The organism is Aeromonas sp. 62-46 (genome assembly GCF_001898585.1).
GTDB lineage: Bacteria > Pseudomonadota > Gammaproteobacteria > Enterobacterales > Aeromonadaceae > Aeromonas > Aeromonas caviae.
The window spans coordinates 482,139-496,399 of sequence record NZ_MKUI01000058.1 but is presented as its reverse complement, the minus strand read 5'-3'; the positions used below and the strand labels follow the sequence as shown (position 1 = coordinate 496,399).

12 protein-coding genes are annotated in these 14,261 nt (G+C 63.5%); 8 read left to right on the top strand and 4 right to left on the bottom strand.

Annotation, left to right across the window (positions count from 1 at the left end; genetic code table 11):
- Positions 1-52 precede the first annotated feature (52 nt).
- The 8 genes from grpE to BGO64_RS20015 all read left to right on the top strand — a co-directional run bounded on the left by grpE (position 53) and on the right by BGO64_RS20015 (position 10,975).
- Positions 53-628 carry a nucleotide exchange factor GrpE gene (gene grpE, locus BGO64_RS20050; protein ID WP_029314044.1) on the top strand — a complete coding sequence of 192 codons (576 nt, stop codon included), beginning with the start codon at positions 53-55 and terminating at the stop codon, positions 626-628.
- 284 nt (positions 629-912) lie between these two features.
- A complete protein-coding gene (dnaK, locus tag BGO64_RS20045) occupies positions 913-2,841 on the top strand; it encodes a molecular chaperone DnaK (protein ID WP_010673646.1) in 1,929 nt (642 codons plus the stop codon).
- A 269-nt stretch (positions 2,842-3,110) separates the two neighbouring features.
- Positions 3,111-4,247, top strand: a complete 1,137-nt coding sequence (dnaJ, locus tag BGO64_RS20040; RefSeq protein WP_010673647.1) for a molecular chaperone DnaJ — start codon at positions 3,111-3,113, stop codon at positions 4,245-4,247.
- Between the two features lie 265 nt (positions 4,248-4,512).
- Positions 4,513-6,003 carry a carbohydrate porin gene (locus tag BGO64_RS20035; RefSeq protein ID WP_080944225.1) on the top strand — a complete coding sequence of 497 codons (1,491 nt, stop codon included), beginning with the start codon at positions 4,513-4,515 and terminating at the stop codon, positions 6,001-6,003.
- Between the two features lie 135 nt (positions 6,004-6,138).
- Entirely contained in the window at positions 6,139-7,074 is a 936-nt protein-coding gene (locus BGO64_RS20030; RefSeq protein WP_502686735.1) for a carbohydrate kinase family protein, read from the top strand.
- Between the two features lie 83 nt (positions 7,075-7,157).
- Positions 7,158-8,522 carry a sucrose-specific PTS transporter subunit IIBC gene (locus BGO64_RS20025; protein ID WP_286701252.1) on the top strand — a complete coding sequence of 455 codons (1,365 nt, stop codon included), beginning with the start codon at positions 7,158-7,160 and terminating at the stop codon, positions 8,520-8,522.
- On the top strand, positions 8,522-9,937 hold the full coding sequence (locus BGO64_RS20020; RefSeq protein WP_286701251.1) for a glycoside hydrolase family 32 protein: 1,416 nt from the start codon (positions 8,522-8,524) through the stop codon (positions 9,935-9,937). Before BGO64_RS20025 ends, BGO64_RS20020 begins: the two co-directional genes overlap by 1 nt.
- 27 nt (positions 9,938-9,964) lie before the next feature.
- Positions 9,965-10,975, top strand: a complete 1,011-nt coding sequence (locus BGO64_RS20015; protein WP_286701250.1) for a substrate-binding domain-containing protein — start codon at positions 9,965-9,967, stop codon at positions 10,973-10,975.
- 78 nt (positions 10,976-11,053) lie between these two features.
- Here the strand turns inward: BGO64_RS20015 and BGO64_RS20010 are convergent, their stop codons facing one another.
- From BGO64_RS20010 to BGO64_RS19995, 4 genes are all read right to left on the bottom strand, one after another.
- Positions 11,054-11,782 carry an MgtC/SapB family protein gene (locus BGO64_RS20010; RefSeq protein ID WP_041213246.1) on the bottom strand — a complete coding sequence of 243 codons (729 nt, stop codon included), beginning with the start codon at positions 11,780-11,782 and terminating at the stop codon, positions 11,054-11,056.
- Positions 11,783-11,964: 182 nt separating this feature from the next.
- Entirely contained in the window at positions 11,965-12,339 is a 375-nt protein-coding gene (locus tag BGO64_RS20005; RefSeq protein ID WP_286701249.1) for a hypothetical protein, read from the bottom strand.
- Between the two features lie 371 nt (positions 12,340-12,710).
- Positions 12,711-13,982 (bottom strand): NAD(P)/FAD-dependent oxidoreductase, encoded by a 1,272-nt coding sequence (locus tag BGO64_RS20000; protein WP_048208041.1) that lies wholly within the window; start codon positions 13,980-13,982, stop codon positions 12,711-12,713.
- Between the two features lie 52 nt (positions 13,983-14,034).
- On the bottom strand, positions 14,035-14,220 hold the full coding sequence (locus tag BGO64_RS19995; protein WP_041213243.1) for a YgaP family membrane protein: 186 nt from the start codon (positions 14,218-14,220) through the stop codon (positions 14,035-14,037).
- Positions 14,221-14,261: the final 41 nt, after the last annotated feature.

The following is a 14,261-nucleotide window of genomic DNA, read 5'->3' as shown; positions in this document are numbered from 1 at the left end:
TTGTCTGAACGCCAGCCACCCTCACACGCAACCCCTGAATATTGGAGATGTCATGAGCCACGAAGAACAAAAGGTTGAAGCGATGGAGCAAGTGGAAGCCCAGCCAGTCGAGCCGACCGATGTAGACAGTGAAGTGACAGCCGAGCAGGCCCGCATCGCCGAGCTGGAGGCCCAGCTGGAGGCGGCCCAGCAGGCTTCCCTGGAAGAGCGCGAGCGCGCCATTCGCGCCGTCGCCGAGATGGAGAACCTGCGTCGCCGTGCCGCTCAGGACGTGGAGAAAGCCCACAAGTTTGCACTGGAGAAGTTCGCCGCAGAGCTCTTGCCGGTGCTGGACAACCTGGAGCGCGCCATCGAGCTGGCGGACAAGGAGAACGACACCCTCAAGCCGATGATTGAAGGGGTCGAACTGACCCTGAAATCCATGCAGAGCGGCGTGGCCAAGTTCGGCCTGGTGGCGCTGGACCCGACCAACCAGCCGTTCGACCCCAATGCCCACCAGGCCATGAGCATGGTGCCCAGTGCCGACGTGGCGCCGAACACCGTGATCGCCGTGATGCAGAAGGGCTACGAGCTCAACGGCCGCGTCATCCGCCCGGCCATGGTGATGGTGTCCAAGTCCGCTGACTGATCACGCTGTTCTCACCAAGCCCGCCGCTTGGCGGGCTTTTTGTTGGATGTGGCGCCAAAAAAACGTGTCTGGCGTCATTTGGCTGTCAGGTGGTCTGTATGCAGGTTTTTTCAGGGCCGGACTTGAAGCGCCGACTTGAGACCCCATATAGGTTACAAGGCCACGGCGGCACAAAAAATTTGATGCCGGGAGCTTGAAAGCCACAGTGGCAGGCCCCACCTAGCCGTTAACGTATCAAGGCGAGCCCCTCGCCAGTTTATTCAAAGTATTTGGAGATTCGTCAAATGGGTAAAATCATCGGTATTGACCTGGGTACTACCAACTCCTGCGTCGCTATTCTGGATGGCGACCATGCTCGCGTGATCGAGAACGCGGAAGGCGACCGTACTACACCGTCCATCATTGCCTATGCCGATGACGGCGAAATCCTGGTTGGTCAGCCGGCCAAGCGCCAAGCCATCACCAACCCGAAGAACACGCTGTTCGCCATCAAGCGTCTGATCGGCCGTCGTTTCGAAGATGACGAAGTACAACGTGACCTGAAAATCATGCCGTACGCCATCGCCAAGGCCGACAACGGTGACGCCTGGGTTGAAGTGAAAGGCAAGAAGATGGCACCGCCGCAGATCTCTGCCGAAGTGCTGAAAAAGATGAAGAAGACCGCCGAGGACTACCTGGGCGAGCCGGTGACCGAAGCCGTCATCACCGTACCGGCCTACTTCAACGACGCCCAGCGTCAGGCCACCAAGGATGCCGGTCGTATCGCCGGTCTGGATGTCAAACGCATCATCAACGAACCGACTGCCGCGGCTTTCGCCTACGGCGTCAACAAGGTCAAGGGTGAGCGCAAGGTTGCCGTATACGACCTGGGTGGCGGTACCTTCGATATCTCCATCATCGAGATCGACGAAGTCGAAGGGGAAACCACCTTCGAAGTGCTGGCAACCAACGGTAACACCCACCTGGGTGGTGAAGACTTCGACAACCGCGTCATCAACTACCTGGTTGACGAGTTCAAGCGCGAGCAGGGCATTGACCTGCGCAACGACCAGCTGGCCCTGCAGCGTCTGAAAGATGCCGCCGAGAAAGCCAAGATCGAGCTCTCTTCTGCCCAGCAGACCGACGTCAACCTGCCGTACATCACAGCAGATGCCACCGGTCCGAAGCACATGAACATCAAGGTGACCCGCGCCAAGCTGGAATCCCTGGTGGAAGACATGGTGAAAGACTCCCTGGAGCCGGTTCGTGTCGCCCTGAAAGACTCCGGTCTGGCGGTTGGCGAGATCGACGACGTCATCCTGGTGGGCGGTCAGACCCGTATGCCGCTGGTTCAGAAGACCGTGGCCGACTTCTTCGGCAAAGAGCCGCGCAAAGACGTCAACCCGGACGAAGCCGTGGCCATGGGTGCTGCCATCCAGGGTGCCGTACTGTCCGGTGACAAGACCGACGTACTGCTGCTGGACGTGACTCCGCTCTCCCTGGGGATCGAGACCATGGGCAGCGTGATGACCGCGCTCATCGAGAAGAACACCACCATTCCGACCAAGAAGTCCCAGGTGTTCTCCACCGCCGAAGACAACCAGTCTGCCGTGACCATTCACGTGCTGCAGGGTGAGCGCAAGCGCGCCAGCGACAACAAGTCCCTGGGCCAGTTCAACCTGGAAGGCATCCGTCCGGCACCGCGCGGTCTGCCGCAGATCGAAGTGACCTTCGACATCGACGCCAACGGCATCCTGCACGTCTCCGCCAAAGACAAGGAGACCAACAAGGAGCAGAAGATCACCATCCAGGCCTCTTCCGGTCTGTCTGATGACGAGATCGAACGCATGGTACGCGAAGCCGAAGCCAACGCGGCCGAGGACAAAAAGTTCGAAGAGCTGGTGCAGGCCCGCAACCAGGCTGACGGTCTGGTCCACTCCGTGCGCAAGCAGGTCACCGAAGCCGGTGAAGCCCTGCCTGCCGACGAGAAGACCAAGATCGAGACTGCCCTGAGCGAGCTGGAATCCGCCATCAAGGGTGACGACAAGGCTGCCATCGAAGCCAAGCAGCAAGCGCTGCTGGAAGCGTCCCAGAAGCTGATGGAAATTGCCCAGCAGCAGGCTCAGGCGCAAGGCGCCGCCGGTGCTGACGCCGGTCAGTCCTCCTCTTCTGCCAAGGCTGACGACGACGTGGTCGACGCCGAGTTCGAAGAAGTGAAAGACGACAAGAAGTAAGCCCGACCCGGATGGGCGAAGTCCGCTTCGCCCATCGGCTCAGAATCTGTTCACGGTCTGTCGCGAGAGGCCGTCAGCAAGGTAAAGAGCAGCGCAAGAACCGGAGTGTATGTGAATACATGAGCACTCTTGGTTACAAACAAGCGAGCTGCACATGAGCCTTGATCACGGCTTCGTAGTAAGAGTGTGAGCAGATTCGTCAATGAATTTACGGGCGTTGGGTAACCAACGCCCGTCTGCGTAACTGCTGATATAGCAACAGGATGAGTATGTCGAAGCGCGATTTCTACGAAGTGCTCGGGGTATCGAAAGGTGCCGACGAGCGCGAGATCAAGAAGGCGTACAAGCGTCTGGCCATGAAGTATCACCCGGATCGCAACCAGGGTGATGCCGGGGCTGAAGAGAAGTTCAAAGAGGTCAAGGAAGCCTACGAGGTCCTGACCGACGAGAACCTGCGTGCCCGTTATGACCAGTACGGTCATGCCGGGGTGGATCCGAGCCAGGGTGGCGGCCACGGCGGCTTTGGCGGTGGTGCCGATTTCGGCGACATCTTCGGCGACGTGTTTGGCGACATCTTCGGTGGTCGCGGGGGCGGTCGTCGCGGCCCGGCCCGTGGCGCCGATCTGCGCTACAACATGGAGCTGACGCTGGAAGAGGCGGTGCGCGGGGTCTCCAAGGAGATCAAGATCCCGACCCAGGTCCACTGCGAAGTCTGCAACGGCTCCGGTGCCCATACCGGCAGCCAGGCCCAGACCTGCCCCACCTGCCACGGCTCCGGCCAGGTGCAGATGCGCCAGGGCTTCTTCGCGGTGCAGCAGCCTTGCCCCCACTGTCACGGTCGCGGCAAGATCATCAAGGATCCGTGCCGCAAGTGCCATGGGGAAGGGCGCTACCAGAAGACCAAGACCCTGTCGGTCAAGATCCCGGCCGGGGTCGATACCGGGGATCGCATCCGTCTCTCCGGCGAAGGGGAAGCGGGGGAAACCGGCGCATCGGCGGGGGATCTGTACGTACAGGTTCACGTGCGCGAGCACGAGATCTTCGTCCGTGACGGCAACGACCTCTACTGCGAAGTGCCCATCAGCTTCACCACGGCGGCGCTCGGCGGCGAGATTGAAGTGCCGACCCTGGATGGCCGGGTCAAGCTCAAGGTGACCCCGGAGACCCAGACCGGCAAGCTGTTCCGCCTGCGGGGCAAGGGCGTCAAGTCCGTGCGCTCCGGCCAGGTGGGGGATCTGATGTGCAAGGTGGTGATCGAGACTCCGGTCAAGCTGACCGAGACCCAGAAAGATCTGCTGCGCCAGCTGGACGACTCCTTCAGCGGCGCCGCTGCCAAGACTCACAAGCCGAAATCCGAAGGCTTCTTCGAAGGGGTGAAACGCTTCTTCGACGACCTGACCAAATAAACGCGACCCGCGTTACCCAAGCCGGCACGGATGTGCCGGCTTTTTTTTTGCCCGCCATCTGGCCTGGATCCCCCCTTATTGAGTGGATCCCGATGAGGGATCCTCCTCACAACTTCCACCAATTCCTCCTGTACAAATGTTATCCCGCTCACACTCCTGCTGAAACGGTTTAGCTGGCATATTGAGTCAGCTAAAGCGGTTTAGCTATCCTCTGCTCGTCAACAACAACAGAGCCCGGACGGGCGACAGAAGACAGGTGAGGACGATGACGATGTTCAAGAGCAAGTTGGCGCTGGCCGTGGCGCTGGGATTGGGAATGAGCAGCCCGCTGTGGGCGGCGGATGGTGGTATCGAAGCCAGGCTGGCGGCGCTGGAGGCGCGGGTGCAGGCAGCCGAGGCGCGCGCCACCGCTGCCGAAGCGCGGGCCGACGAGGCCCAGAGCAAGGCAAACGAAGCCCGCGAGACGGCCGTGGTGGCCAAGGCTCAGAGCGAGAAGGTGGACAAGCAGACCGCCGGGGCCCAGGGCTTCGAGTTCCACGGCTATGCCCGCTCGGGCCTGCTGGTGAACGGCAACGGCAATGGTGGCCGCGGCGGCCCCTACATCACCCCGGCCGGCTCGGTGGGCGGCGCCGTGGGTCGCCTTGGCAACGAGGATGACACCTACATGGAGGCCAACCTGCTGAAGACCCAGACCTTCGACGATGGCAGCTGGGCCCGCTACAAGCTGATGCTGGCGGACGGGGTGGAGACCAGCAACGACTGGACCGCCAGCGATTCCAGCCTCAATACCCGCCAGGTGTTTGCCGAAATCGGCGATCTGGCGAGCTTCAGCGGTCCTTTCCAGCACTCGGTGCTCTGGGCGGGCAAGCGCTTTGACCGGGACAACTTCGACATCCACTGGCTCGACTCGGACGTGGTCTTCCTGGCCGGTACCGGCGGCGGCGTCTACGACGTGCAGCTGGCCGACAGCTGGAAGGCGAACTTCTCCCTCTACGGGCGCGACTACGGCGACATCAGCGCGAGCGGTCTCTCCGACATCGAGAGCTACATCCTCACCATGAACAACCGCGTTGGCAACTGGCAGTGGATGCTGAACGGCCTCTCCGCCAAGGATAACGAGGCGCGCATCAACGACGGCGGCGCGGGCAGCGAAGCGGCGAACAAGGGTGCCCACACCCTGGTGGCCTACCACGCCGACAGCTTCTTTGGCATCAACCCCGGTTTCTCCAAGGCGGCGGTGCTGTATGGCCACGGTCTGGGTGCCGAGCTCAAGGGGCTGGGCTCCGACAGCGAGCTGCTGCCGGATGCCGATGCGGTGCGGGTCGCCGTGTTTGGCGCCACCGATCTTGCGCCCCGCTGGCGTGTGGCCCCGGCCCTGCTGGCCGAGCACAGCCAGGATCGTTACGTGAAAGGGGACGAGTACCGCTGGGTGACCCTCAATGGCCGCCTGGCCCAGGTGCTGAGCCAGAACGTCGAGCTGGTTTACGAGGCTACCTGGCAGTACATGGACCTCGATCCCAAGGGCTACAAGGGTCGTCAGGCGGTGAGCGGCGATTTCACCAAGCTCACCTTCGCGCCGACCTTCAAGGCGCAGACCGCCGGCTTCTTCGAGCGGCCCGAGCTTCGGGTGTTCGCCACCTGGATGGACTGGTCCTCCGAGCTCGACAACTACGCCAGCTCCGATGCCATGGGCCAGAGCAACTTCACCGCCGGGGGCGAGTGGAACTTTGGCGTGCAGATGGAAACCTGGTTCTAGTTCGTTATCCCGATCACAAAAATGGCAGGCGGCCCCGGGATCTGTTGGTTAGCTAAAACGGTTTAGCTGATAATGTGGACCCAGAACCCGGGGCTGACCCCGGCAAATCCTGTGCAGCAGTGGAGTAGCAACAAGGTGACGAATCGTGTGTGGGTAATGGGGGATGCGGTAGTGGACTTGATCCCGGAAGGGGAGCAGCACTACCTCAAGTGTCCGGGTGGCGCACCGGCCAATGTGGCGGTGGGCGTTGCCCGGCTCGGCGGGGAGTCGGCCTTCATTGGCCGGGTCGGCGCGGATCCCTTCGGCCGCTTCATGGGGGAGACCCTGGCCAGGGAGGGGGTCGACATTCGCCACCTGATCCAGGATCCGGCCCATCGCACCAGCACGGTGCTGGTGGATCTCGATGAAGCGGGGGAGCGCAGTTTCACCTTCATGGTGCGCCCGAGCGCCGATCAGTTCCTGAGCCACGCCGATCTGCCGGTCTTCCAGGCCGGGCAGTGGCTGCTGACCTGCTCCATTGCGCTCGCCAACGAGCCGGTGCGCAGCAGTTGCCTGCAAGCCATGGCGACCATCCGGGCCGTCGGGGGGCGGGTCTGCTTCGACCCCAACCTGAGGCCAGAGGTGTGGGGCAACCCTGCCGAGATGCTGCCCGTGGTGCGCGAGGCCATGGCCCTCGCAGACGTGCTCAAGCTCTCGGTGGAGGAGCTGCAACTGCTGAGCGGTCTGGACGATCTGGCCGCGGGGCTTGCCACTCTTTCAGGCCCGGCACTGGTGCTGGTGACACGGGGGGCGGGGGGCGTGGTGGCCCGTCTGGGTGGCGAGTTGCTGGAGTGGGTGGGGCCCAAAGTGACGCCACTCGATACCACGGGGGCGGGGGACGCCTTCGTCGCCGGGCTGCTGGCGGCCTTGGCCGAACGGACCTCGCTGCCGATGCTGGCCGAGCTGCCCGCCATTCTGGCTCAGGCCCACGGCTGCGGGGCGCTCGCCACCACCGCCAAGGGGGCGATGACGGCACTGCCCACCCGCACCCGGCTGGATGAATTTTTGCGATCAGGCGCAGACGGCTGTTGATCTGCGGCTAGAAGCCCGGCTCGACAGCCCCTACTCTCATGTGACAAGGGCCCGCCAGCGTGGCGGGTCATAAGAGGAAGAATATGAATATCAGTGCGATAGCCCAGGATCTGGTGCCCCTGCTCGGGGGCAAGGAGAACATCGTCAGCGCCGCCCACTGCGCCACCCGGCTGCGGCTGGTGCTGGCGGACGACAGCAAGGTGAACAAGGCCGCCATCGACAAGCTGGAGGGGGTCAAGGGGTGCTTCAGCAACGCCGGCCAGATCCAGGTCATTTTCGGCACCGGCCTGGTCAACAAGGTCTATGCGGAGTTCGTCACCCTGACCGGGACCGGCACCGCCAGCAAGGCGGAGCTGACCGACATGGCGACGGCCAAGCTCAACGTGGCCCAGCGTCTGGCGCGGACCCTCTCCAACATCTTCGTGCCCATCATTCCGGCCATCGTCGCCTCCGGCCTGCTGATGGGGCTGCTCGGCATGGTGCGCACCTACGGCTGGGTCAACGCCGACAGCGCCCTGTTTGTGATGCTCGACATGTTCAGCTCGGCAGCCTTCATCATCCTGCCGATCCTCATCGGCTTTACGGCGGCGCGGGAGTTTGGCGGCAATCCGTACCTCGGGGCGACCCTTGGCGGCATCCTCACCCACCCGGCCCTGACCAACGCCTGGGGCGTGGCCGGGGGCTTCAAGACCATGGACTTCTTCGGCCTGGATGTCGCCATGATCGGCTACCAGGGCACTGTCTTCCCGGTGCTCTTGGCGGTCTGGTTCATGTCCCACCTGGAGAAGCAGCTGCGCAAGAGCATCCCTGACGCCCTGGATCTGATCCTCACCCCGTTTTTGACCGTCATCATCACCGGCTTCGTGGCGCTGCTTTTCATCGGCCCCGCCGGGCGGGTGCTGGGGGATGGCATCTCGTTCGGTCTGAGCGCCCTCTATGAGCAGGCAGGCTGGCTGGCGGGTCTGGTGTTTGGCGGGACTTATTCCCTTATCGTCATCACCGGCATCCACCACAGCTTCCACGCCATCGAGGCGGGGCTGCTGGCCAACCCTGCCATCGGCGTCAACTTCCTGCTGCCCATCTGGGCCATGGCCAACGTGGCCCAGGGTGGGGCTTGCCTCGCGGTCTACTTCAAGACCCGCGATGTGAAGATCAAGGCCATCACGGTGCCGGCGGCCATGTCCTGCCTGCTCGGCATCACCGAGGCGGCGATCTTCGGGGTCAACCTGCGCTACATCAAGCCCTTCCTGGCCGGTCTGTTCGGCGGGGCCTGCGGCGGCGCCTACGTGGTGGCGGCCAAGGTCGGCATGACGGCGGTGGGCCTGACCGGCATCCCGGGCATGGCCATCGTCCAGCCCATGAGCCTCATCCACTACGTCATCGGTCTGGTGATCGCCTTTGGTGCCGCTTTCACCGCCTCCTACCTGCTCAAGTACAAGGTGGAGTGATGAAGGAAAGCCATCTCCTGAACCTGGTTGTCCGGTCCCTGCTGGCCGGACAGCTCAAGGCGGCGGTCGATCCCCATCGGCCCCGCTGGCATCTGGCAGCCCCGGTGGGGCTGCTCAACGATCCCAACGGCTTCATTGAGCACGACGGGCGCTACCATCTTTTCTACCAGTGGAACCCGCTCGGTTGCGAGCACCGCAACAAGGGCTGGGGGCATGTCACCTCCACCGATCTGCTGCACTGGCAGCACGAGCCGGTGGCGCTGCTGCCCACCGAGGCCTATGAGAGCCACGGCTGCTATTCGGGCTCGGCGGTGAGCGATGAGCAGGGGCGTCTGACCCTTATCTACACCGGGAACGTCAAATACCCGGACGGCAGCCGCACCGCCTACCAGTGTCTGGCCCGCGCCGACGGTGCGGGGGGCTTCGAGAAGCTGGGCCCTGTGCTGGATCTACCCGAAGGCTACAGCGGCCATGTGCGCGACCCCAAGGTGTGGCACGACGGTCGGCAGTGGCTGATGGTGCTGGGGGCTCGTACCCTGGACGATCGGGGTGAGGTGCTGCTCTATCGCGGTGACACCCTGGATGTCTGGACTCTGGTGGGGCCCATCGCCGGCAGCGGGCGCGGCGGTCTCGGGGAGTTTGGCTACATGTGGGAGTGTCCGGACCTCTTCCCCCTGGGAGATCGCCATGTGCTGATCAGCTGCCCGCAGGGGATTGCCCCGCAGGGAGAGGATTATCGCAACCTCTACCAGTGCGGCTGGCTGGCGGGTGACTTCGACGGGACGCACTTCGCCCACGGGGCCTTCCATGAACTGGACCGGGGATTCGAGTTCTATGCCCCCCAGACTACCCAGGACAGTCAGGGGAGGCGCCTCTTGTTCGGCTGGCTGGGCTTGCCGGAGGAGAACGAGATGAGCCAGCCCACTCTCGATCACGGCTGGATCCACCAGATGAGCTGCCCGCGGGAGCTGTTCTGGCAGGATGAGTGGCTCTGCCAGCGGCCGGTGGCAGAGCTGGGCGCCCTGAAAGGGGTGCAGACCCGCTTCGAGGGGGCGCCGGATGAGCTGCCTGCCCTGGCCATCGACTCGGCCTGGCTCGATCTGGCGCTGTGCGGTGAAGGGCGCCTCGGGTTCGGGGCCGTGGTCGAGCTGTGCTGGCAGCCGGGGCGTCTTGTGCTGCGTCGCCAGAACTGGCAGAGCGGGGAGTGGGAGGAGCGAAGCGCCCCCTGGCTTGGGGGCAAGATCACCGTCTTGTGTGACCGCTCCAGCCTGGAGTGCTTCGTCGATGGCGGGCGCCAGAGCTTGTCGACCCGTTACTTCCCCGGCGAAAACCCAGTACTTTCCGCACGTTGTGACGGTGATGGCAGCAAAATTTGCCTCGATCACTGGCCGCTGGCGACCTGCCTAGTACAATAGCCCGGTCTCAGTGTGCCGGGAGGTCAGGTGGAGAAGAAGAAACGGATCACGATTGCCCAGATAGCCACGCTTGCGGGGGTCTCCAAGGCCACCGCCAGTCTGGTTCTCAACGGCAAGAGTGCGGAATACCGCATCGCCGACGATACCCGCAAGCGGATCCAGGCGGTGGCGGACGAGTGCCACTATCAGCCGAGCATCCACGCCCGCTCCCTGCGGGAGGTGCGCAGCTACACCTGGGGGCTGGTGATCCCCGATCTCACCAACTTCGGCTTCGCCAGCATCGCCCGTGCCCTGGAGGCCCGCTGTCGGGAGGCGGGGATCCAGCTGCTCATCACCTGCTCCGAGGATGACCCCACACTGGAGCAGCGGGTGGTGGACAACCTCATCAGCCGCCAGGTGGATGGCCTCATCGTCGCCTCCAGCGGCCACAGTGACGATATCTATGCCCGCATCCACGACCGCTTGCCGGTGGTGCAGCTCGACCGCCACATCGGTGAGTCGCGCCTGCCCATGGTGATCTCGGACGCCTGCAAGGCTACCGCCGAGCTGGTGCAGGATATGGCCGAGGATTGCGGGGAGGAGATCTACTACTTCGGCGGTCTGCTGGATCTCTCCCCCAGCCGCCACCGGCTGGCGGGTTACGAGCTCGGATTGCACCGGGCCGGGCTGGAGGCCACTTCAGACCGGGTCCGCCACCGTGACTACCAGCCGAGCTCGGGTTATCAGCTGATGTCTGAGCTGGTGGACGAACTCGGGGCACCACCGAAGGGGCTTTTTACCGCCTCTTTCACCCTGCTGGAGGGGGTGCTGCGCTACCTCAACGAGGCGGAACTGATGGAGACCGGCATGCGCCTGTGTACGTTCGACGATCACGATCTGCTCGACTGCATCCCCATGCGCATCGATTCCGTGGCCCAGGATTGCCCGGCCCTGGCCCGGGCCGCCTTCGAGATGATGCAGCAACTCATCGCGGGCAATCCCCCAGCCCAGACCGCCCAGGTCATTAACCCCAGGGTGCGCTGGCGCAGCCGCCGCTAGGCACACGGCTTCCCTTTCCTGTGAAAAAGCCCCGCCGGATCCGGCGGGGCTTTTTGTGCTGCGTCTGGTATGAGGGCGTCAATCGGTGATGCTGGCCCGCCAGAAGATCTGCTTGATGTGAGGGTGCTCCCCGAGCGTGTTCATCAGGGCATCGAGCTTGGTGCCATCGATGGCGGTGGCGAGCAGCGCCGCCGAGATCTCGAGATCCTGATCACCGAAGGGGGTGATGTCGAGCTCGCTCAGGGGGTAGTGGGCCTGCTCCAGCATCTGCTCGAGCCAGGGCAGTACCTCCTTCTGGTGAGCGCGACCGATGAGAGCGGTCACGTGATAGGTCACTTCGGTGTCCATGTTGTCCACCGGGTCGCGGTTTATCTGGTTGACCAGGGGGCGCAGCAGGGTGTTGGCAGCCAGCACGAAGAGGGCGCCGAGGATGGCCTCCAGGGCGAACCCGGCGCCGCAGGCGGCCCCGACAGCGGCCACGCCCCACAGGGTGGCCGCAGTGTTGATGCCCCGGATGTTGCCGGATTCCCGCATGATGACGCCAGCGCCGAGAAAACCGATGCCGGAGACGATGTAGGCCACCACGTGGACGACCCCGTAACTGCCACCATGCAGGTCATAGATGCGCTGGGCCAGGTTGACGAACAGGGCCGCCCCCACGGCAACCAGCACGTTGGTGCGAAGGCCGGCGGTGCGCTGTCGGTACTGGCGCTCCAGGCCGACCAGGCTGCCCAGCACGAAGGCGAGCAGCAGGCTGGCCAGGGTGTCGAGCAGGGCGAGAAAATCGAGTTGTTGCCACATTCTCATGAAGGGTCTCCTCCTGGGGATGCCGACCAGCCTGCTCCCCCGGGTTGTGTGAGAGATGGGGGGCAAGGTCGACATCGTGGTGAATGCAAGGGCGCGACCCGCCTCCTGACGGGGCGGGATGGCGCAGAACAGGGTACAGGCCCTTCACGGTTGCCCGGGAAGGACCTCGCCTCATTCGAGGGTCAATGCCTGGTGGCGTCGCCCCCGGCGCGGGGGCGCAGTTCCCAGCGTACCGGGTGGACAGCCCCGACCTGGTGGATGAACTGCACCAGATAGCGGCGCTGGGGCGGCGTGCAGTAGAGGCTCAGCACCAGCACGCGGCCTTCACCGCGCCCGGGCTGCATGGACTGCATAGGCCTGAGTCCGGCCGGTTGCAGGGTGTGGCTCACTGCCGCCAGCACCTGCTCCATGTCGGCTCTGTCTTCGCAGCGGATGTGCAGCCGATAGAGGTGCTGACGCCGTCTGCCACGTTGCCAGAGTGGTCGCAGGCCCCGTCCCAGTCTGCTCAGCAGGGAAGGGGATTTGTCAGCGACAGGGTTGTTTGAAATCAAGCGCATAGCAGCCTCCTTTTGGGAAGCAGAAACTATGCAGGCAAGGTGTCGGGGGATGAGTCCGCGTCACCTGACGTCAAGTGTGAAAAGCGGGGAAAAGAGGGATCCACTTCTCGCAGGGTGGCGAGTCGCGGCAGAGAATAACCTGCGGCTAGCTCGCGACCAGGGGGCCGACGACGAGGGCCGGCGTGCGTCTGTCACTTGATGAGTTGCCCACCGATGGTCTCCGCTAGTGATAAAGAGGCAACATGGTAGCCGATACGGCAGCCTGGGTAAACCCCGAGCCCTTGATAGCAACATATTGAAACATAATAAAAAAGAGATGAAAGCGCCGGTGAAGGGAGCCCTCTTCCCTTCACCGGCGGGCCCTTGGGGGGTTACCGGGTCTTGTCGATGCCCAGGTATTTGAGCATCAGTTTTTCATAGACGGGTTCGGTGTCGCCCACCTGCATCTTGTGCAGGAAATACTTCTCGAACGCTATCTTGGCCAGGTGGACCCACTTCCCTTTCTTGAACCAGGCGACGTTGCGCGGCGGGATCTGCGGCATGGCCACGAAGGCGGCCCCTGTGTCCCCCATGTCCGCCAGACAGATGGCATTCCACACCGCCCGGGTGACCGGGGGCTGGCCGTCCAGCTCCGCCTTGATGTTGTGGCTTAAGGTGCGCACCATGGCCTCGATCATGTAGCCGGTCTTGGGCACCCCGGTCGGGACCGGCGTCTTGTGCTGGGGCGGGATGGCGATGCAGACCCCGGCGGCGTAAATCTGCGGGAAGACAGGGTTGCGCTGGTGTTCGTCGACGATGACGAACCCGCGGGGATTGACCAGCCCCTCGAGGCCCCGCAGGGGGCTGATGCCGGCGAAGGCGGGCAGCATCATGGCATGCTTGTAGGGGAGGCTGTGGGTGCGCTTGACGTTGCCATCTTCATCCAGCTCCTCCACCGTCATCACCCCATCCCTGGCCGCCACGGTGCGGGCATTGCATATCCATTGCATGTCGCGCATGCGCAGCTCGCTCTCCAGCATGCCCTTGGAATCCCCCACGCCGTTGAGGCCGAGGTGACCGATGTAGGGTTCGCTGGTGACGAAGGTCATGGGCACGTCCTTTCTCACCTTCTTGTCGCGCAGGTGGCGATCGAGGATGAAGGCGTATTCGTAGGCCGGGCCGAAGCAGGAGGCGCCGGGCATGGCACCGACGATCACCGGACCCGGTTCGTCGAGCAGCCCGTTGACACTGTGCAGGCACTCCTCTGCGTGGGAGAGGGTGCAGACGCTGGCGGTGCCGCCCGCCGTCGGGCCTGCTCCCTGCACCTCTTCAAAGGCGAGTGCGGGGCCGGTGCAGAGCACCAGAAAGTCGTAGTGCAGGTGCTGGCCATCGGAGAGGCGGATCTGCTGTTCGAGGGGTTGCAACCCGGTCAGGGCGGCGTGGATGAAGCGGATCCCCTTCTTCTTCACATGAGGCTCTATGGGGAGGGAGATATCCTTGCGCTCTCGCCACCGGACCGCAATCCACGGGTTCGAAGGGTTGAATTCAAAGTCGGGTTTGTCGTTCACCAGGATGACGTCGTGCTGCTTGCCGAGTTCGGCCTTGAGCTCGTAGGCGGCCGACATGCCCCCCAACCCTGCCCCGATGATGATGATGGTTGCCATAATGAGCCTCCGCTCTATTACACGGCTCCTGTGAGCCAATATGTCCGCCTGCCTATTTGAGCCCCATTCGCCTGAGCACGGCGGCGGCGGGACAGACCCCGGTGAACGCGCTCTGGATCAGGTTGACCCCGACAAAGACGCTCAACCAGACAAAGCCCGGGTGGACCCAGGCCGTGAGCAGCAGCGACAGCAGCAACATGCCACCCGCGACCACTCTGACTCCGTTATCGACGGTCATTTCTCGTCTCCTTTTGTTTAGTGATTGCTAATTTAGAGTTG

Bases quoted from the DNA above. Each gene is read 5' to 3' on its own strand.
- grpE (WP_029314044.1), top strand. From the start codon at position 53: ATGAGCCACGAAGAACAAAAGGTTGAAGCGATGGAGCAAGTGGAAGCC.
- dnaK (WP_010673646.1), top strand. From the start codon at position 913: ATGGGTAAAATCATCGGTATTGACCTGGGTACTACCAACTCCTGCGTC.
- dnaJ (WP_010673647.1), top strand. From the start codon at position 3,111: ATGTCGAAGCGCGATTTCTACGAAGTGCTCGGGGTATCGAAAGGTGCC.
- BGO64_RS20035 (WP_080944225.1), top strand. From the start codon at position 4,513: ATGACGATGTTCAAGAGCAAGTTGGCGCTGGCCGTGGCGCTGGGATTG.
- BGO64_RS20025 (WP_286701252.1), top strand. From the start codon at position 7,158: ATGAATATCAGTGCGATAGCCCAGGATCTGGTGCCCCTGCTCGGGGGC.
- BGO64_RS20020 (WP_286701251.1), top strand. From the start codon at position 8,522: ATGAAGGAAAGCCATCTCCTGAACCTGGTTGTCCGGTCCCTGCTGGCC.
- BGO64_RS20010 (WP_041213246.1), bottom strand. From the start codon at position 11,782: ATGAGAATGTGGCAACAACTCGATTTTCTCGCCCTGCTCGACACCCTG.
- BGO64_RS20005 (WP_286701249.1), bottom strand. From the start codon at position 12,339: ATGCGCTTGATTTCAAACAACCCTGTCGCTGACAAATCCCCTTCCCTG.
- BGO64_RS20000 (WP_048208041.1), bottom strand. From the start codon at position 13,982: ATGGCAACCATCATCATCATCGGGGCAGGGTTGGGGGGCATGTCGGCC.
- BGO64_RS19995 (WP_041213243.1), bottom strand. From the start codon at position 14,220: ATGACCGTCGATAACGGAGTCAGAGTGGTCGCGGGTGGCATGTTGCTG.